Source organism: Pseudoalteromonas sp. 2CM37A (assembly GCF_023161885.1).
Lineage (GTDB): Bacteria > Pseudomonadota > Gammaproteobacteria > Enterobacterales > Alteromonadaceae > Pseudoalteromonas > Pseudoalteromonas atlantica.
The window spans coordinates 12,626-33,598 of record NZ_JALNTJ010000006.1; the positions used below are offsets into that span (position 1 = coordinate 12,626).

Sequence of the window (20,973 nt, forward strand, 5' to 3'; positions counted from 1 at the left end):
TCATGAGTATTGAAATATTACCTGCACGATTAGCTAACCAAATAGCGGCAGGTGAAGTGGTTGAACGCCCGGCTTCAGTGGTTAAAGAATTAGTAGAAAATAGCTTAGATGCGGGCGCAACGCGTGTGCAAATAGACATAGAGCGTGGCGGTCACAAGCTTATTCGTATTCGTGATAATGGCTCAGGTATTGGCAAAAATGAGCTCACTTTAGCGCTTTCTCGCCATGCAACAAGTAAACTTAAATCACTCGATGATTTAGAAAACATTTGCTCTTTAGGCTTTAGAGGGGAAGCGCTTGCATCTATTAGTTCGGTATCGCGTTTAACGCTTAGCTCAAAGCCCAAAGCACAAGATGCCGCGTGGCAAGCGTTTGCACAGGGCCGCGATATGGACGTGCAAGTAAAGCCGGTAGCCCACCCAGATGGCACAACGATAGAAGTTAAAGATTTATTTTTTAACACCCCAGCAAGGCGCAAGTTTTTACGCACCGAAAAAACCGAATTTAGCCACATTGATGAGCTTATAAAGCGTATTGCACTGAGTCGTTTTGATGTGTCGATTACACTGACGCATAACCAAAAGGTGGTTAGGCAGTACCGTGCTAAAACCGACCCTAATCAAGCGATTACTCGGGTTGCGCAAGTTGCAGGTAAAGCCTTTGCTGAGCAAGGATTGCATATTCAATCTGGTGAAAGTGGTTTACAGCTACATGGTTGGGTATTGCCAGTGGGATCAGCTAATACCACGCAATATACATATGTAAATAATCGCATGATGCGCGATAAGCTAATTTTACATGCTATTCGTCAGGCGTTTGAAGAGGTAAGTGGAGCGCAAGAACTCCCAGGTTTTGTTATTTATATTGATATTGACCCAAGGCAAGTGGATGTAAATGTTCATCCTGCAAAGCACGAGGTGCGTTTTCATCAAGGCCGGTTAGTGCACGACTTTATATTACAGGCGATTAAGCAAGTAGTTGTGCCTCTACAAGGCGAATTTGCAACTAATCAAGCGCCCACAGACGATTACCAATCCTCCGCGTTTATTGAGCAGCCAAGTCATGCGGCTAATAACCAGCCAGTTCAGCAGGGGTATGATTACCCTAAGTCACAGTTGCAGCCAATAGATTCACAAAACGGTGGTTTTACTAGTCGTGCCCCCTCTAATCGCGCAGGGTCAGAGGGTGGCGCTGCGGGGTATGCTTCACCGTCTCAAAAACATGGTGCAAATCATCACGATGTAAATGCATTTTATCAAGGGGTGAGTGAGCAACAAGCCGCTCATTTTGAGCATAGTGTATTTGCGCAGCCCGATACTGGTGAAAGCGCTGCACACACATTAAAAAGTGTGCAGGTATTAAATGTAAATAAAGGCGTGTGTGTATTTACTCAGCAGCAGCAGTTATTTTGCTCACACTATAAGCATGCACTTGTTGATTACTGGCATGCACAAATAAAAGAGCTGGGTAATTTAGAGGGTAAAGCCTTGCTACTACCCGTAAGGGTTAACCTTGAAAAAGCTGACTGCGAACTAATAGCTCAGCAGCAATCTTGGTTTACTTTATTAGGCTTTGAGCTAGTTATTGAAAAACAGTTTGTGATGGTTAAAAAGCTACCCACGTGTTTATATTTACTTGAAGTATCAGCCGCGGTTGAAAGCTTGCTTGGCGCATGTAAAACACAGCTCAACGAGTTACAAGCGTGGCTTACATGGCAGCTTAGTTGTGTACCAGAACGCTTTTATGAAAGTAATGTATTTATTGAATTACAAATTAGCTTACAAAATAATCCGCAAACAATTGAACGTTTAAAAGAAAAAGCAGTTAAAATAGACCTAGAACACTATTTAACGCAATTAAATTAAGGTACCCGTGTTGAGCAATTTACCGGTCATATTTTTAATGGGCCCAACCGCAGCTGGTAAAACAGCGTTGGCAATTTCACTGTGTGAGCACTTAAATACAGAAATAATCAGCGTTGATTCAGCGTTAGTGTATAAAGGTATGGACATAGGTACGGCAAAGCCCGATGCAGAAGAGCTTGCTCGTGCTCCGCATCATTTAATTGATTTACTCGATCCGAGCGAAACCTATTCGGTCGCCGATTTTAGACGTGATGCGATAAAAAAAATTGATGAATTCCATCAACAAGGTAAAGTACCAATATTAGTGGGTGGCACCATGATGTACTTTAAATCTTTAATTGATGGATTATCGCCACTGCCTGAAGCCTGCCCAGTAGTTAGGGCTGAGCTTGAAGCGCAAGCAAAACAATTTGGCTGGCCACATTTACATCAAGAGCTGGCTAAAGTAGATCCGCAAGCGGCCGACAAAATAAGTGAAAATGATTCACAAAGAATAAATCGAGCTTTGGAAGTTTACCGTATTAGTGGTAAAACAATGACTGAATTGCAAAAGCAAAAGCAGCCAACGTTACCTTATACTTTTCATCAATTTGCGATTGCGCCTGATGATCGCAGTGAATTACATCAGCGAATTGAAAAAAGGTTTAAAATAATGATAGAACAGGGGTTTGAAAAAGAAGTTTCGACCCTATATCTACGTAAGGATTTACACCCCAATATGCCTTCTATTCGTTGTGTAGGTTATAGACAAATGTGGGATTATCTTGCGGGTGAAGTAGACCATGATGAGATGGTTTTTCGCGGCATTGCTGCAACGCGTCAACTGGCAAAACGTCAGCTAACGTGGTTACGGAGTTGGCCTGATGTTACTTGGTTAACAACAGACGATGAAGAAAACTTGCATCGCGTAGTAAGTTCGCTAAGCTAGTAGTAGTTGCGAATTATTTAATTAAATAAGTTCAGCTACTTAAATTATAATAACACCTAGAACGAAGGAACAATAACATGGCAAAAGGCCAATCGTTACAAGACCCATTTTTGAATGCACTACGTCGTGAGCGCATTCCAGTATCAATCTTTTTGGTAAATGGCATAAAATTACAAGGTAAAATTCAGTCATTCGACCAATTTGTTATTTTACTTGAAAACACTGTAAACCAAATGGTGTATAAACACGCAATTTCAACAGTTGTACCTGCTCGTGCAGTCAACTTCCAAGGTGTTCAAGGGAGCGATGACACTGAAGAGCAAGAACCAGGAAATATTTAATTAGGAGCGTAATGCTTGTTTGACCGCTATGAATCCGGCGAACAGGCAGTCTTAGTTCATATCGACTTACCTAAAGATGGCGATCGTGAAGATCTTCATGAATTAGAGTTGTTGGTATCTTCTGCTGGTGTTAGTAGTTTGGCGGTTGTGCAAGGCAGCCGCCAAGCACCACATCCGAAACTATTCGTCGGTACCGGTAAAGCAGAAGAAATAGCTGAGATTGTCAAAATCCACAATGCAGATGTTGTCATCTTTAATCATCAATTAAGTCCGTCTCAAGAACGTAATTTAGAGCGCGTTTGCCAATGTCGTGTACTTGATAGAACAACACTTATTCTTGATATTTTTGCCCAAAGAGCCCGTACCCACGAAGGTAAGCTACAAGTAGAGCTTGCTCAGCTTAGGCATATGTCTACTCGGTTAATCCGAGGGTGGACTCACCTTGAGCGACAAAAAGGGGGAATAGGTTTACGAGGCCCAGGCGAAACACAGCTTGAAACCGATAGACGTTTATTGCGCGCGCGCATTAAAAATATTCGTGCCCGATTAGCCAAAGTGGCTGTACAACGTGAGCAGGGTAGACGTGCGCGTACGCGTAACGAAATTCCTACCGTGTCGCTTGTAGGGTATACCAATGCGGGTAAATCAACCCTGTTTAACCGTATAACAGACTCAGATGTATACGCAGCGGATCAGCTTTTTGCCACGCTTGACCCAACACTACGTAAACTTGATATAGGCGATGTTGGTTCGGTTATTTTGGCCGATACAGTGGGATTTATTCGCCACTTACCGCATGACTTAGTGGCAGCCTTTAAAGCAACACTAACAGAAACGCGTGAAGCCGACCTACAATTACATGTAATTGATGTGGCAGACCCGCGCAGACGCGAAAACATAGAGGAAGTACAGTCGGTTTTAAAAGAGATTGAAGCTGATGAAGTACCGCAATTATTAGTTTATAACAAAATTGATGCGCTTGATGATGTAAGCCCACGAATTGATCGGGATGACCAAGGACAGCCTATAAGAGTATGGTTATCTGCACAAACCGGCGAAGGGTGTGAGCTACTTAGTGAGGCAATAAGTGACCTGCTTGCTAAGAAAATGCTTATTGGTACGTTATTACTTGCCCCTCAATATGGCCGCTTAAGAGCGTCTTTATTTAGCTTAAGTGCAGTCCATGAAGAGCGCTTTGATGAAAAGGGTAACTGGTTGTTGGATGTACGTTTACCTATGGTTGAATGGAACCGATTAATTAAAGAGTTTGGTCCTGAAATTGAAGGTTTTATCAATCGCGATTAAAAATTGGCATATAAATGTCGGTTTTTGTATGAGAAACGCGGTAGATTTGATAGATTTAACACAATTTCCTAATTTATTTAGATAACAATGGAGTATAGCTATGGCCTGGAATGAACCGGGTAATAATGGCAATGACAAAGATCCGTGGAACAATAAAGGCGGACGTGATCAAGGCCCACCTGATTTAGACGAGGTGTTCCGTAAGTTTAGCAACAAGTTAGGCGGCATATTTGGCGGTAAAAAATCCGGCAATAATAGTGGCGGTGGACTTGGCGGAGCCGGTATTTCATTTATCCTCATTATCGCCGCAATTGTGTGGGCGTTAAGTGGTATTTATACGGTTAAAGAAGCCGAACGTGGTGTGGTACTGCAATTTGGTAAGTATGACCGTATTGCAGAGCCAGGCTTACGCTGGAAAATGACCTTTATTGAAACGGTTATCCCGGTAGATATTGAAGCTGTGCGTTCATTATCTGCATCAGGGTTTATGCTAACGGAAGATGAAAACGTAGTAAGCGTTGAGTTTGAAGTGCAATACCGTGTTATTGACCCGTACCTTTACAAGTTTAGCGTAACTAATGCTGATAACAGCTTAGAAGAAGCGCTTGATAGCGCGTTACGTTACGTTGTTGGCCATGCAAAAATGGACCAAGTACTGACTAATGGCCGTGAAGTTGTTCGTCAAAATACGTGGGATGAGCTTAATAAAATCATCGAACCGTATAACTTAGGTTTAATTGTGACCGATGTGAACTTTAAAGATTCACGTCCACCAACTGAAGTAAAAGATGCATTTGATGACGCTATTGCCGCACAAGAAGATGAAGAGCGTTTCATCCGTGAAGCAGAAGCGTATGCACGTGAAATTGAACCGCGCGCGCGTGGTCAAGTAACACGTATGACGCAAGAAGCAGAAGGTTATCAAGAACGCATTACACTTGAAGCACAAGGTGAAGTGGCTCGTTTTGAAAAGCTATTACCTGAGTATCAAGCAGCTAAAGAAGTAACGCGCGAACGTTTATACATTGATGCTATGGAAGAGGTGCTTAGCAGCAGTTCTAAAGTCATTGTTGATGTTAAAGGCGGTAACAACATGATGTACTTACCAATTGATAAAATTATGGAAAAGCAAGGCACTGCAACACGTGTAGCTTTACCAAGCTCAAGTGATATTCAAGATTTACGCAATAAAGTAAATACATCACGAAATAGCACTGTGAATAGCGGTAATGACCGTTTTAACAGCGATCGCTTTAACAATAACGGGAGATAAGCGTAATGAAAAACTTTAGTTTAGTCATACTATTAGCTGCCATTGTTATGTCTTTCTCTGCGGTATTTGTAGTACCAGAAGGGCAAAAAGCGATTGTGTTGCTATTTAGCAAAGTTGAAAAAGACAGTGAAGACAAAGCGGTTGTATACAGCCCAGGCCTTCACTTAAAAGTACCATTTTTTAGCCAAGTACGTCGTATTGATGCACGTATTCAAACGCTAGATGGCACGCCAGACCGCTTTGTAACAAGCGAGAAAAAAGACTTAATTGTTGATTCGTTTGTTAAATGGCGCGTAAACGACTTTAGCGCATTTTACCTTCGTGCTCGTGGTGATAAGCAATACGCTGAAACACTACTAAAGCAAAAAGTTAACAATGGTCTGCGTACTAACTTTGGTACGCGTACTATTCGCGAGATTGTATCGGGTGAGCGTAGTGAGCTAATGGAAGAGGCGTTAGTACAAGCTTCTGAAAGTGCGCGCGAGTTAGGTATTGAAGTACTTGACGTGCGTGTTAAGCAAATTAACTTACCACAAGAAGTGAGTAGCTCTATTTACCAACGTATGCGCGCTGAGCGTACTGCTGTTGCAAAAGAGCACCGCTCGGAAGGTCAAGAAAAAGCAGAAACTATTCGTGCAAATGTTGACCGCCGTGTAACGGTAATGCTTGCAGATGCAGAGCGTAATGCGCGCTCAGTACGTGGTCAAGGTGATGCAGAAGCTGCCGCTATTTATGCTAAAGCATACAACAAAGATCCAGAGTTCTTTGGTTTTGTTCGTTCTTTAGAGGCGTATAAAAAGACCTTTAAAGATAAACAAGATGTTATGGTACTTTCGCCAGATAGTGACTTCTTTAAATATATGAAAGGCGCTGCAGCGCAATAAGCGATGCCTTAATCATTTAAAAAGTTATAAAGCCCCGCCTATGCGGGGCTTTTTGTTAAGCATAATTTAAAACTTTAAATTACTGTTATATATGTGGTTATTTAAAAAGTGTGATGGCCTAAAAAATACGCGCAGAAAAAATAAGCTGAACAGGGGTGATCTTTACTTCCGTTTTCTGGTAAAATCTCGTCCTAATTTTCTCGAAGTGAATTTACAATGGGTAAAAACGTTGTTGTATTAGGCACCCAATGGGGTGACGAAGGTAAGGGTAAGGTTGTTGATCTCCTTACAGACAAAGCATCTTTAGTGGTTCGATACCAAGGTGGCCACAATGCGGGCCATACTTTAGTTATTGACGGTGAAAAGACAGTTCTACACCTTATTCCATCGGGTGTATTACGTGACAATGTTAAATGTGTGATTGGTAATGGTGTGGTTTTATCACCAGAAGCGCTAATGAAAGAAATTGGCATGTTAGAAGAGCGTGGCGTACCTGTACGTGAGCGTCTTTTAATTAGTGAAGCATGTCCGTTAATTCTGCCTTTCCATGTTGCATTAGATGTAGCTCGCGAAACTGCTCGCGGCGACAAGCCAATTGGTACAACTGGCCGTGGTATCGGTCCTGCGTACGAAGATAAAGTAGCCCGTCGCGGTTTACGCGTAGGTGACTTATTCAATCCAGAATTATTCGCAGCTAAACTAAAAGAAGTACTTGAATACCATAACTTCACTTTAGTTAACTACTACAAAGTAGATGCTGTTGATTTCCAAAAAACGTTTGATGATGCAATGGCTGTTGCAGACATCTTAAAAGCAATGGTTGTTGATGTAACTGAGCTTTTAGATCAAACACGTTTAGCGGGCGAACACATTTTATTTGAAGGTGCGCAAGGTACATTACTTGATATCGATCACGGTACTTACCCTTATGTAACCTCTTCAAACACCACTGCTGGTGGCGTTGCGACTGGTGCTGGTTTTGGTCCATTAAACCTTGACTACGTGTTAGGTATTATTAAAGCGTACACTACACGTGTTGGTTCTGGTCCTTTCCCTACAGAGCTTTACGATGGCCTTGAAAAACAAGACCCAGTGGGTAAGCACTTAGGTGATAAAGGTCATGAGTTTGGCGCGACAACAGGTCGTTTACGCCGTACTGGTTGGTTAGATGCTGTGGCAATGCGCCGCGCAGTTCAAATCAACAGCATCTCTGGTTTTTGTTTAACTAAGTTAGATGTTTTAGATGGTTTAGAAACGCTTAAAATCTGTACTGGTTACCAGCTTGAAGATGGCACAGTGACTAATGTAACGCCATTAGCTGCTGAGGGTTACGAGAAAGTAACACCAGTATATGAAGAGATGCCAGGTTGGTCTGAAAACACAGTTGGTGTAACTAGTCTTGAAGGCTTACCAAAAGCTGCGATTGACTACATCAAGCGTATCGAAGAAATCACAGGTGTACCTGTTGATATTATTTCTACCGGCCCAGATCGTGTAGAAACAATGGTACTTCGCAACCCGTTTGCTTAATCACCATTAGTTTAAAAAAAAGCTGCTTTTTGCAGCTTTTTTTATGCCTAAAATTCACCTTGGAACGATCTTTGTATATTATTTGATAAGTTTTATTTTATACGTGGTAAACATGCGCCTATCTACCTGTAACACTTTTCTAGCGTCTTTGCTCACTCCGTTACTTTTATCTATAAGTAGCAATGTGTTAGCTGAAGAAACGCCCGCTGCGGTGCCGCTTTATACCGAACCGGAGCTGATTGCACTAATAAATAAAAATACACATTTGCAGCGTGTAAAGGCAGATGATTGCCAATTAGTACAAGATATAGAGGCAAGGGCCAATAAAATGGCGCTGCCATCTTACCAATTTTTATATGGCGATATGCTGGCATATAACGTGTGTGTTGAACGCAATGTGGAATTAGGTGTGTACTACATGCGTAAAGCGGCTGAACAAGGCTTAGCGGCTGCATTAGAGCAGCTTGGACGTTATTACGACACGGGTCGCTTAGTGCAGCAAGATAAAGCTATGGCCATTACCTATTTACGAGAGGCCTCAGCGCAAGGGAACTTAAAAGCACAGCTAAGGCTGGTTAAACTTTTTAATGCAGGCTACGGAAGCCCACGTGACTTTGAAGATGCGTACCGCTGGTTATTTAATGCCATGGTGGCAGATAAAGCAACCCATAAAAAAATTGAGCGTGCGCTTAGCTTACTCGCTAAAAAAATGCCCGACAGTGTTGTTGCCCGCGCGAGATTACCCATGTAAGTGTCGATAATGCACGCTATTTTTATAAAATAAAAAAGCCCTAATATTTAATTAGGGCTTTTTTGCAATAACGAAAAGAGGTTAGCTCTCTTCTTTATTTTTTGTTTTAGCGGGGTCTTTTAATACCGACATTTTTGGCGGCTGAAGTGCAAATATACGCTCTCCCTCCTGCGGTGGCTTTTCCATATTACTAGTAAATGGGCGAAGCTTTACTGGCGTATCGTCGTCGTTGTCTTTATCTCCTTTTAAAATAAACAACGGGATCGCTTCAGGATTCATCTCTTGGTATTTTTCCCAATCAAATTCTTCTGAAATACGCGTCGCACTTACTTTACCGCCTTTAGCAATAATACTGCTTAGGCGAGCGTAAGAGCCATCTTCACCAAACAAAATTTGTCTAGATAGGAATGTTGCACTGTCTTTGTTTGCTTTAGCATGCGAGGTAGATGAGCGCAGTGAAAATACATTTTTTTCATTTAATAAATGAGAAAAATATTGTACACCAAGCGCATTATGGTGGCGGTTAGGTGAAAGTGCTAATACCGTTCTTATTGTTGTGAGCGGCAAGTAACGCTCAGCATGCTCTGATTGTGGGTTACCATAATAACAGGCAAGGCCGTCCATACGAGCCATTTTACAGTTCTCCCATGCGGGGTCTGATAGATGAACAGGAATGCTTTGCTCTTGTAAACCTTTACCTATAGCGCGAGATACATGGTTTGCACCAATAATCAGTATGGTATTTGGAGAAGGTTGGCGCACGCCTAATAGCTTAGCAACAGGAATAGCGGTTAAGCTTTGCAATACCACAGTGATGATAATAACGGTAAATATTAACGGCACCATTTTTTCTGCATCAGCTACGCCAGCTTCCATCATGCTTAGCGCAAACACCGACCCAACAGCAGCTGCAACAATACCTCTTGGAGCTATCCACGATAGCACCAAGCGCGATTTCATTGGCAAGTCAGTACCAAAAGTAGATATAGCAATACACAATGGGCGCGCTATAAATAACACCACTGCGAGGAATATAAATACGTCGCTGTCTAACATCATCAAGTCAGAAAGCTGTAGCCGCGCAGCAAGTAAAATAAACAGCGATGATATTAAAATCATCGATAAGTCTTCTTTAAACTCAAGTACAGAATCGATTTCTAAATCATTTTGATTAGCAAGCCAAATACCAAATACGGTAACAGCCAATAACCCCGATTCGTGACTTAAGTGATTAGATACCGAAAAGCTAATAAGCACCAAGGCAAGTATGCCAAATTTATGTAGTTCAAACGGTAGCCACTCACGGCGCATAAGCTGTGTGGTGATCCACCCCGCAACAACACCGATAGATAGTCCTACGCCGACTGTTTTAACAAGTGCAACAATAGTGTGGCTAAGCACTTCTCCTTGGCCTACCAGCATGACTGCTTCAAATACAAGCACAGCAAAAAGAGCACCGATTGGGTCAATTACAATGCCTTCCCATCGTAATATACGGTCAATATCTTGTGTTGGGCGCATCGAATTAAGTAAAGGGGCGATTACAGTAGGCCCGGTTACTACAAGTACTGCGCCTAATACTGCAGCCACCCGCCAGTTAAGCTCAAGTAACCAATAGGCACTTAAGCTTATTACCACGCAGGTGGTGATCATGCCGATAGAGCACAGGTTACGTACGACCTTACTTATGCCTTTTAATTCTCTAAAGTGCAAAGTAAGGGAGCCTTCAAATAAAATGACAGCAACGCTCAGTGACACAACAGGAAATAATAAATCACCCAGTAAAGCATCAGGGTCTAATACACCACTAAACGGCCCTAGCAATAAACCGGTAAGCAATAAGAACAAAATAGCGGGTACTTTAAACGCCCACGCTACCCATTGGGCAAGCACCGAACAAAGTGCGATACCGGCTATATAAATTGCTGACATAAATTAAGAATTCCTTATTTATCACAATGTGAAAAGTATAACTTTTGTTAAATATTAATACAGGGGTATACACGTGAAATGTTTAATTTGCTAATAAAATTTTAGCGCTTAATACAAAAATTGTAGGTTAAACTTATTGATTTATTTATAAAAATTGAATTAAAACTCAAAAATAAATATAACTATTTGATTTTAAATGATTAACCGCTTGAAGGTGAGGCGTAGTTCTACATTAGAGTGATTTTTAGCCTTGATCTTACCCCTTGAAATGTCGTATTATATTTAGAGTTCAAACAATTAGTCATCTAAATATAATTTTGCAAAATAACGGTATGTATTAATACTAGTGTCATATTTGCCCTGTAATAATAGATTTGTACGCTATTTTTACCATTAATTAGTAGCTATTGTATTATTGAATATCTTGGTATGGTTTTTTCAAACAAGTTTATTTAAGCAATTAAGTAAATAAATGTTTGAGTTGAACTATTACTTTCAATGTTTAGCTCCCATCGTGGCGGCTAAATCTCGGTCCTTAAGTCATCACCCTATCTGTTGGTGTATCTGACTTTAGAGGCTCTATGTATGTTGTTAACAAAAAGGCCGCACACAGCTTTTTACAGCGATACATAAACAACACTTTTTATTTTTATATTTAATAGACCTCCATTTAATTTGGTTGGTGCTGTTTCATGTCTTTACAAATCTAAAAGCAATTTTAGGTCGTGTATTTGCGTGCGTTTAAAAAGTGTATAAACAAACAACCTATTCGAAATTGCGTGTTTTTTACGCAATTACCTAGTTTTAGTTCACACTATGTGAATGCAGATAAAATGGAAAGTTGAGATTTTATGCAAAAGTTAAATTGGCGTCGTATTGTTTTAAAAGTAGGTAGTGCATTAATTGCTCCAGATCAAGATGGGTGCCGTTCACGCTACTTATTAACCATTGCGCAATTTATTGTTCGCTGTCGTGCTCGTGGTATTGAAGTTATTTTAGTATCTTCAGGCTCAGTAGCTGCAGGCTCACACTTATTCCCATCTGACATTCCACGTTCAGTTGTGATGAAAAAAGCGATGGCAGCGGCAGGTCAAACTGAAATGATGGCCATGTGGGATCGCTTTTTCGATTTTCCTTCAGCGCAATTATTATTAACCCATGGTGATTTGCGTGACCGTGAGCGCTATGAAAGTATTCGCGAAACTATTTTTACTTTGTTAGAGCATGGTGTACTGCCTATCATTAACGAAAATGATGCTGTAACAACGGATGACTTAAAAGTAGGTGACAACGATAACTTATCAGCCATGGTAGCGGCGGCCGCTGATGCCGATGCATTAATGATTTTTTCTGATGTGGATGGGCTGTATGATAAAAACCCAAATTTGCACGACGATGCAGTTTTACTGCCTGAAATAAAATCAATTGATGAGTCTATTTATGCTATGGCAGGATGTGCTACAAGCTCTGTAGGAACCGGTGGCATGAAAACCAAAATTGAAGCTGCCGAAAAAGCAACGTCTCACGGTATTGCTACTTATATTATTAATGGCTTTAAAGAAGAAACCTTTAATAGATTATTGGCAGGTGACAACCCTGGTAGTGTTTTCCTTCCTTATGAAAAACCAATGCAAGAAGCTGTGCACTGGATGACGCATACAGCCAATGAGCAAGGTGAAGTAGTTGTGGATGGCTCGTTTGATGAGTCTCTTGAAGGTGAAAACGGTTGCATACGTGGCGACGAAATAATGGAAGTTCATGGTGAGTTTGCCATTGGCGATACCATTTTAGTTAGAAGCGAGGATGGCACACGTTTAGCAAAAGCCACCGCAAATTATAGTAGTTGCTTGTTAAGCTTTATTGCAGATAACGAGCAAAGTGAATTTAGCGAAAAAATGCAGGATTCTATTGGTCCTGTTATTTCAGAAAAAGATATCGCATTATTGGAGAAGTCATGAGTTTGATTACGGATATTTCACGCCAGGCAGCAAAAGCTGCAAACACACTTGCTTTACTCGACACCGAGACCAAAAACCAAGTGTTAACCGAAATGGCGGCAGCATTACGCGCAGAAAAAGCATTTATAATTAAAGAAAACGAAAGTGATTTAAGCGCAGCACGGGATAATAACTTAGCCGCTTCGATGATCGACCGCCTAACGCTTAACGAAGAGCGCATTGAAGCAATGGCAGAGGGTATTGAAGTTATTGTAAGTTTAGATGATCCAGTCGGTCAGCTACGCGACATTACAGAGCGCCCAAATGGCATTAAAATACGTAAAATGCGTGTGCCATTAGGCGTTGTATGTATGATTTACGAAGCGCGTCCTAATGTAACTGCGGATGCAGGCGCATTGTGTTTTAAATCGGGTAATGGTGTTATTTTACGTGGCGGTAAAGAAGCCCTTAAAAGCTCGCAAGCCATTGCGAGTGTAATGCACGGTGTACTTGAAAAACATAACTTACCTAAAGCGCTGATCTCAGTTATTCCTGATCCAGACCGTGCGTTGCTTATGGAGCTAATGCAGCAACGCGAAAGTATTGATTTAATCATCCCACGAGGTGGCGAAGGCTTAATTAACTTTGTTACAGAAAACAGTACTATTCCTGTTATTCAGCACTTTAAAGGGGTGTGTCATTTATACGTAGATAAAGATGCCGACTTAGAGGTTGCACTTAATTTACTATTAAATGGTAAAACACAGCGCACAGGCGTATGTAATGCGCTTGAAGGGCTAGTGGTTCACCAAGACGTTGCTGATGAATTTTTAAATTTATGTGCCGTTGTATTGCGCCAAGAAGGTGTGAAAATTAATGCAGATGAGCAAGCCGCAAAATACTTCGATAATGCTACAGTACTTGCTGATAATGAATTTGGTGAAGAATACTTAGATTTAGAAATTGCTATTCGTGTAGTACCAAGCTTTAGTGCTGCTGTGGAGCATATTGCTCAATTTGGTTCAAACCACACTGAGGTTATTTGTACTAAAAACGATACTGCGGCTGAGCTTTTCCAACGCAGTGTTGATGCATCGGTAGTAATGGTAAACGCATCATCGCGTTTCTCAGATGGCTCGCAATTAGGGTTAGGTGCTGAAATTGGTATAGCTACAACTAAGCTACATGCTTATGGTCCTATGGGGCTTGAGTCACTTACAACTGAAAAGTATTTAGTTAATGGCGAAGGCCAAGTACGTAAGTAACGTACTTCATATATAAAAAAACGCCGATTGTTTAATCGGCGTTTTTTTATGCGTTTTGCAAAGTATGGTTTAGTTTTTCTAACCAGCTTTCTAATGGCTCAGACCGGTGCAGATGGTACCCTTGTAGGATAACCTCAGGGTACTCTTGTAATAAGTCAAAGTGCGATTGATTCTCGACTCCTTCCGCTACCACTTCTAATTGAAACAACCTGCCAAGGCTGACAATCATATCAATAATTAATTTATCGTTGTTATCAGTGGGGGCTTCAAGCACAAATGAGCGATCTATTTTTAGCTCATGAATAGGTAACTGTTTTAAGTAGGTTAAACTTGAGTAGCCCGTGCCAAAGTCATCTATTGATACACGTACGCCCAATTTTTTAAGGTAGTGTACGGCTTCAATGGCCGCTTCCATGTGATTAAGTAGCGTCCCCTCTATTATCTCTATTGTGAGTTGCTGAGGATTAATATCAACACTTTTAATTTGTTGGCTTATAAAGTTTAAAAATCGCGGTTCATGAAAATGGCGACCGCTTATATTTACCGAAATATTCAAACTTGGGTGGCTGTATTTAAGCTTGGTAAGTAAATTAAGTGCATTAGTTGTAACCCAGCAGTCTAATTCAAAAATAACATCAGATTCTTCAGCTATTGATATAAATTCACATGGGCTTATAAAGCCTTTTTGAGGGTGATTCCAGCGCAGCAGTATTTCTGCGCCTTTTAACGTTTGCTTACTATCAAATTGCGACTGCAAAAATATGGATAGCTCATTTTGAGGAATGGCTTTTCTTAAGTCTTGTTCAATTTCAAAGCGTCGTTTAGCTTGCTCGCCAAATGTAGTATCAAAAAATGTAACTCTGTTTCCGCCTTTTTCTTTGGCTTTATAGCAGGCTGCTTCACAATTTCTGATTGTCTCAATAGCACTTTCCCATACATCGTCTCGCGGGAAAATATAAGTGCCTATACTAATTGTTAAGCTAACCTCTTGCCCATCAACGTCAAAAGGGCGGTTAACTGCGTTTAAAAGCTCTTGCGCTTTGTTTTCGGCGATTGATTGCGCACGTGTACGCCCAATTCCTTTATCTACGCTACATAAGGCGGCAAATTCATCACTGCCTAAGCGTGCGATAATATCTTTTTTATCTACATTGGCATGAATACGCTGAGCAAGCTCCTTTAAAATATTATCACCTGCTAAAAGCCCTAAGCCATCATTAATAGAGTGGAAGCTATCAATGTCGATAATATAAATATAGGCATATGTTTTATCGCTACTGCAATCTTGTAGTTGTTGTTCTAACTGTTTTAAAAAGCCATTACGATTAGGTAGCTTTGTAAGCTCATCATGCCAAGTTAGGTAATCTATGCGCTCTTGCGTTACCTTTACGCTTGAAATATCACTAAAAACGCCAATGTAGTGAATGTTGGTGTCTTGCTCGCTTTTTACCATGCTAAGTGTTAATAGCTCAGGGTATAGCTCGCCATTTTTTCTTCGGGTTACAAGTTCACCGCTCCAGTAGCCCGCTTCGTTAGCGTGCTTCCATACTTCATCAAAGCTAATACTTGGGTGATTATTTTGTTTTATCTCTTTTAAATCCATTTCCAACGATTCAGCTTCGCAATAGCCGGTAATTCTACAAAATGATGGATTAACAGCGATAATCTTGCCATCGCTATTAGTAATTACAACACCATCGGCGGTACTAGTAAGTGCCTGGTAAAATAACTTTTGCTTAGATGACAGCTGCTTTAGCTCTTCCTCGCGTTGGCTTAACTCTTTTGCAAGGGCTTCTATTTCGAGTAATTTGTCGTGTAAGTCAAAGTTTTTTTCGATAAGTCTGTCTAGCATGCCTTGTGCAGTAATGTGCGTACGTATGCGCGCTCTAACCAAAGCTAACTTGTAAGGTTTATGGATATAATCAATAGCACCCATTGCAAAGCCTTTCTCTTCAGACTCTACTTCAGTAAGTGCGGTGACAAAAATGATGGGAATGCCTTTGGTATTTTGCTTTGCTTTTAATCTTTTACATACTTCATAGCCATCCATGCCTGGCATCATAATATCGAGTAAAATTAAATCTGGGCGTGTGGATTCAACAAATACAAGCGCTTGTTCACCACTTGTTGAAATGCGTACATCGTAGTCTGCAAGTAGGCCCTCAACTAATACATGTAGGTTGCTAGGTTCATCATCAACAATGAGTATCAAAGGCTTTCGCGGTTGAGTTACTGCAGGTTGATTGTTGCCAGCTAGAAAGGTTGAATGCACACTAAATCCTTATTCTTTAATTACCCCTTAAAGTTAGTTTATAGTTGCCATAATTGTCTAGTTTTTATAGTTATTTCTGTATTTATCAATAAGTTTAATCACTAAAGCGTAGTTAAAGTTATCTATTGCCTCTTTTAGCTTGAATAATGGATGGGAATGATCGAATTTTTGAAGCGCAATTTCTCTAACTAATTTACTAGGAATAGGGCGGGCAGATAACGCTAAAGAATAGATTTCATCAATTAATGTATCTGGATTTTGCCCAGAGCTCATAGCTTCTGGCTGATGATTATAAGAGTTTGTTACCAGTAGCTGTCTTACTGCATAAAGTGCTAAGGTCAATTGTTCATTAAAAACACTAAGATCGGTGCATGCGTTACTGCTCAGTTCTAACTCTGCTTTTTTAGCGCTTTGCTCTAGTAGCTCTAACCCTAGGGTGCCGGCTAAGCCTTTTAAGTTATGCATCGCTCTAGCTAATGTTTTATGCTCATTATTTTTCAAGTGCTTTACAGCTACCTCCATAAAGTGGCTGTAATCGGTATTAAACTTAGTGAATATTGAATTAATGAGTTCATTATTATCTTCAAGATTAGAGCGTGCTACATTGAGGTTTAATGTACATAACGTATGGGTTTTTGTTAGATGCTTTTCTATGCTGTCACAAAGTAGACCAAATAATAACGGCTTGACTAAATAGTCATCCATGCCTGCTCGAATGGCGGCTTTTTTATCATTAGAAAACACTGCTGCAGTTACAGCAACAATAGGCGTTGTATAACCCCTTTGACGCAGTATACGTGTCGCTTCTAGGCCATCCATCACTGGCATTTGAATATCCATAAAAATAATATCAATTGTGTTTTCTTCTACTTTAATGAGTGCTTCCTCGCCATTACTTGCAGAGATAACAGTCATATTCATTTTAGTTAATAGTGCTTCAAGAATCTCTTGGTTTACAGGGTTATCATCTACTGCAAGTGCGGTGTAACCGGTAAACTGTGGGTAAGACTCTCCTTCTTTAAGCTGTGTTGAGTCGGGTAATAATAAACGCATTAACTGAGAATCAGTGTGAGTATTACCTATTGTTATAATATCAATATGATCGCTATCGGGGACTGCCTGCGGGTGCTCTTGATCGTTAATGAGTAAAATAAGCAGCAGTTTGTGTTTATTTTTTTGTTTTTGTAAGTACAGTTGCTGCAAAATAAAATTATCTTTTAGTTCTTTGTGTGACAACGTCATGATCACAATATTAAAAGGGTTACTCGGTTGAGACATTTTTGCAATTGCACGTAGCGGCTCTTGGGTAATTTCTGCAGTAATATCAGCGTTACTTAATAACTTAGTGAGTGATTTTATTTGCTCAGTATCGGGACTAATTAGTAAGGCATGCTTTTTAAGCGCTTCTTTGCTCGTCATTTTAAACGGTAGTGTAAAATAAAACTCACTCCCGACGTGGGGTGTGCTGCGTACTTGTATTTCGCCGCCTAGTAACTTGGTTAGTTGCTTACAAATAGTTAAACCTAATCCGGTGCCGCCATACTTACGTGTTGTACTGGAATCGCCTTGGTAGAACGAGTCAAAAATTGAGGCGGTTTGCTCTGGCGTCATGCCTATGCCTGTGTCTTTAATACCAAAGCGTAACTGTATTTGCTGCTCATCTTGTGTTGTGGCCTCAATTGTTACAGTTACTTCACCGCGCTCTGTAAATTTAATGGCATTACCTACACAGTTATTAATAACTTGACTCAAGTGCAGTGGATCGCCCATCAGCTCAAGCCCTGCATCAACATGCAATACAAAATTAAGGCGCAACCCTTTTTGTTTCGCATTTACCGAAAATAAATTTTTTACATTAGAAACCACGGTATGCAAAGTAAAAGGGATTGATTCAAGCTTTACTTTGTCAGACTCAAGCTTTGAAAAGTCGAGTACGTTATTAAGTATTTGCAGTAAGTTTTGAGCACTAGAAAACGCTTTATCTGCATAGTGTTTTTGTTTTGCTGGAAGAGCGCTGCTTTGTAATAGCTGCAGCATGCCTAAAATACCGTTCATTGGAGTGCGAAGCTCATGGCTCATATTAGCTACAAAGTCACCTTTCGCTTGGTTGGCATTTTTTGCTTGGGTGATGGCAACTGTAAGCTCTTTATTCATTAATTCCATTTTAGAATTAAGCGCTTGGGTTTCTGCTAGTAGCTCTTTTGTTTGTTTGTTTTTTAAATACAGCGCATTAGCCGCGGTAATAACCGAGTTAATTTCATTTTGATGATGCTCATCACTATTTAGTGTTACTTGCTTTTCATTGCTCATATCATTTAACAGCTTAGTTAATTTCGCAATGGGCTTAATGACAGAGTTAAATATAAAAAAGGTAATTACTATTATGATAACAGTGATCAGCGCGGCAAAAAGGTTGGCCATTTCGGTACTTTTTAATACGTGGTCTCTTAGCTGCTGCTCGGTCTGGGTGAGCTTTTGCTTCTCTACATCCCTAATTTTTTCGGCTAGGTAAAGCAGCTCGTTTTCTATTCCTGTTAAAACTACATTTATCGAAAACGTATAGCTACGGGTTAAAATAACTAATTGGCTATACGCTTGCTCAAGCTCGTCAGTATTATTAAGTAGGTTAACATTAGCGGTTTCAATACTCGCCAATAGGGTATTTAAGTGTGCTAGGTTATCTTGCACATTTTGTGCTTCATCATAATTTGGCTTGTGTAAATAATTGGTTGTTGCTTGTTCTATATTGCTAATAGTTAAAAGGGTATTCACTATTTTATTTTGCTTGCTGGTTAGCGTGTTTTTTTTAAGCTCATTAAGTTGTGCTTTTAGCGCTTCAATAGGTTGTTTGAACTGTGTAATGTACAGCTGCTCTCGTTTGGTTCTGTTAACGACTACGCGATTAAATGTATCTTGGTAATTATTTAAGTACTCGTTAAGGCGCTTTATATTGTTTTGATAGTTTTCATCATACTCATTTAAATATGTACTTAGCGTATCTAAATCCCTTTTTGCAGCATTTAAGTGCATATTAAACTTTTCAATGGTATTGCTATTAGCATGATCTAGATAAGCAATGGCTTGGCTTTGTAAAGAAATCACATCGTTTTCTAAACGGGTAACAGACTCGCTTTGTAATAAAGCTTTGTGCTGCGCATTTTGCAGCTCAAAAAGTGATTTTTGCGAATAATTGAATAGGTAACTTTGCAAAATTAATAAAGTAATTAATACGCATAGGGCAATTATTATTTTTGATTTTATTGAACGGGTTATCATTATCTGCTTATTAACTCATACCATTTTTGCAAGCTGTAATCGTAAGTCGGCATGACGCTATTCCAAACAGCTACATTGCTTAAGCGTTTTAAATAGCTACCACCATTTCGCTGCTCGCCGGCTTTTACTGCGACTTGTTTTTGGGTGTTTAGTAAGTCAACCGAAGTGGGCTTGCCTAAGTACCAGTAATCCCATTCACTTGGTGAAAGCATTGATTTTGAGCGCTGTGGGTTACTAATGTAATACCCTTGGCGAGCAATAAATGCGCCGGCCCACCCCGAAAGCCACCAGTTCATGTAATCGTATGCGGCATCTTTTTGGTTATTATTAACCTGTGACGATAAGCACATTACCCCATGCCAGCCACGGTAGCCCTCTTTTGGAGCGGCAAATCGCACGTTAACATTTTGACTATTGAGCGCGGACACAGCGGGGGAAAACATACTTTCTATGTGCACGCGTTGGCTTTTCATAAATTCAACAGACTCTGGCACCGAGTTCCAATAACCTGAAAAATGCCCTTGGCGTTTATAGTCAATTAAAATACTAAATAAACGGTCAAGCTCGGAGCGAGTAATCGCACCAATATCTTTAAATGTTATTAACCCTTTGCTTTGTGCTGCCAAGGCAAGGTCAAATAAGCCAATTGTGGGTGCATTTACAATACCTACTTTACCTCGGTGGGCATCATCAAGTAACCAGCCCCAGCTTTCAGTTTCGTAGGCAATACCAGGTTTTATTTTGGCGGTGTTATAGCCAAAAGAGTCAACATTATGTACATAAGGTAAAAAGCTAATGTAATCGCTTTCGTTTGCGCTTAGTGTGCCGTCCTCTTGTACGTTGAGTAATTTATAAGGGGCGTCGCCTGCACCTAATTTTGCATCGGGGGTGAGCTTCCCCGTTTTGGTAAGAGAATTTATTTCATTAAAGTAGGTTAGCCGTTTTTTTTCTATAGGCTGAATAGACCCCGCCCGCCAAAGCACATTTATACTGTTTGACCATTGCTCATATAAATCAAATGAGCCAGGGTCCATAGAGGCTTTTTGTAATACGGCAGCACTACCTGCAGGGGAAAATTCTATATTTATGCCTAAATCAAGCATTGCTTGTTTACGAATGGCTTCTTGTAGCGTGACATGTGTTCCTAAGACTCTTAGGGTTACTTTTTTTCGGGCAAACACATATGGTACATGAGTAACTACACCCGCGGTTAAACCGATGACAGCGAGCTTTTTTAACGTGGTGCGTTTAGGGGTATCCATTGTTTAAGCCAAAAGTATGATTGCTACAGTTGAGATAATTTATAGCCAACAAAGACTAAACAAACAAGGAATGGGCAAATATAAAAGTTATTGTATAGAAGATAAAAGAATAATAAGGCGATGAAAAATAGGAAGTAATAGAAGAGTAGGAA

The 20,973-nt window shown here is 40.4% G+C and carries 14 protein-coding genes; 10 read left to right on the forward strand and 4 right to left on the reverse strand.

Annotation, left to right across the window (positions count from 1 at the left end; all coding sequences use genetic code 11):
- Positions 1–2: 2 nt before the first annotated feature.
- From mutL to MTF68_RS14460, 8 genes are all read left to right on the forward strand, one after another.
- Entirely contained in the window at positions 3–1,865 is a 1,863-nt protein-coding gene (mutL, locus tag MTF68_RS14425) for a DNA mismatch repair endonuclease MutL (protein WP_248462880.1), read from the forward strand.
- A gap of 10 nt (positions 1,866–1,875) precedes the next feature.
- Entirely contained in the window at positions 1,876–2,793 is a 918-nt protein-coding gene (gene miaA / locus MTF68_RS14430; protein ID WP_029772607.1) for a tRNA (adenosine(37)-N6)-dimethylallyltransferase MiaA, read from the forward strand.
- Between the two features lie 77 nt (positions 2,794–2,870).
- Complete coding sequence (hfq, locus tag MTF68_RS14435) at positions 2,871–3,134, forward strand: RNA chaperone Hfq (RefSeq protein ID WP_004587665.1); 264 nt, start codon at positions 2,871–2,873, stop codon at positions 3,132–3,134.
- Between the two features lie 15 nt (positions 3,135–3,149).
- On the forward strand, positions 3,150–4,439 hold the full coding sequence (hflX, locus tag MTF68_RS14440) for a ribosome rescue GTPase HflX (RefSeq protein WP_248462881.1): 1,290 nt from the start codon (positions 3,150–3,152) through the stop codon (positions 4,437–4,439).
- A 100-nt stretch (positions 4,440–4,539) separates the two neighbouring features.
- Entirely contained in the window at positions 4,540–5,712 is a 1,173-nt protein-coding gene (gene hflK, locus MTF68_RS14445) for an FtsH protease activity modulator HflK (protein ID WP_248462883.1), read from the forward strand.
- A 5-nt stretch (positions 5,713–5,717) separates the two neighbouring features.
- Positions 5,718–6,596: a protease modulator HflC gene (gene hflC, locus MTF68_RS14450; RefSeq protein WP_004587662.1), complete on the forward strand. Its 879-nt coding sequence runs from the start codon at positions 5,718–5,720 to the stop codon at positions 6,594–6,596.
- 216 nt (positions 6,597–6,812) lie between these two features.
- Entirely contained in the window at positions 6,813–8,126 is a 1,314-nt protein-coding gene (locus tag MTF68_RS14455; RefSeq protein WP_004587661.1) for an adenylosuccinate synthase, read from the forward strand.
- 112 nt (positions 8,127–8,238) lie between these two features.
- Positions 8,239–8,877, forward strand: a complete 639-nt coding sequence (locus MTF68_RS14460) for a tetratricopeptide repeat protein (RefSeq protein ID WP_029772606.1) — start codon at positions 8,239–8,241, stop codon at positions 8,875–8,877.
- 81 nt (positions 8,878–8,958) lie between these two features.
- Here MTF68_RS14460 and MTF68_RS14465 read toward each other — a convergent pair whose 3' ends face one another.
- Positions 8,959–10,809, reverse strand: a complete 1,851-nt coding sequence (locus tag MTF68_RS14465) for a sodium:proton antiporter (RefSeq protein ID WP_024031470.1) — start codon at positions 10,807–10,809, stop codon at positions 8,959–8,961.
- Positions 10,810–11,660: 851 nt separating this feature from the next.
- Between MTF68_RS14465 and proB the strand changes: the two genes are divergently transcribed.
- Together proB and MTF68_RS14475 are read left to right on the forward strand one after the other, a co-directional pair.
- On the forward strand, positions 11,661–12,767 hold the full coding sequence (proB, locus tag MTF68_RS14470) for a glutamate 5-kinase (RefSeq protein WP_004587658.1): 1,107 nt from the start codon (positions 11,661–11,663) through the stop codon (positions 12,765–12,767).
- A complete protein-coding gene (locus MTF68_RS14475) occupies positions 12,764–14,011 on the forward strand; it encodes a glutamate-5-semialdehyde dehydrogenase (protein ID WP_004587657.1) in 1,248 nt (415 codons plus the stop codon). Before proB ends, MTF68_RS14475 begins: the two co-directional genes overlap by 4 nt.
- Positions 14,012–14,057: 46 nt before the next feature.
- Here the strand turns inward: MTF68_RS14475 and MTF68_RS14480 are convergent, their stop codons facing one another.
- From MTF68_RS14480 to MTF68_RS14490, 3 genes are read right to left on the reverse strand one after another with little or no spacing between them, the layout of a single operon-like run.
- A complete protein-coding gene (locus tag MTF68_RS14480; protein WP_248462884.1) occupies positions 14,058–16,283 on the reverse strand; it encodes an EAL domain-containing protein in 2,226 nt (741 codons plus the stop codon).
- A 57-nt stretch (positions 16,284–16,340) separates the two neighbouring features.
- Positions 16,341–19,559, reverse strand: coding sequence for an ATP-binding protein (locus MTF68_RS14485; RefSeq protein ID WP_248462886.1), 3,219 nt, complete (start codon positions 19,557–19,559; stop codon positions 16,341–16,343).
- Positions 19,559–20,821, reverse strand: coding sequence for an extracellular solute-binding protein (locus MTF68_RS14490; RefSeq protein WP_248462887.1), 1,263 nt, complete (start codon positions 20,819–20,821; stop codon positions 19,559–19,561). Before MTF68_RS14490 ends, MTF68_RS14485 begins: the two co-directional genes overlap by 1 nt.
- Between the last annotated feature and the right edge of the window lie 152 nt (positions 20,822–20,973).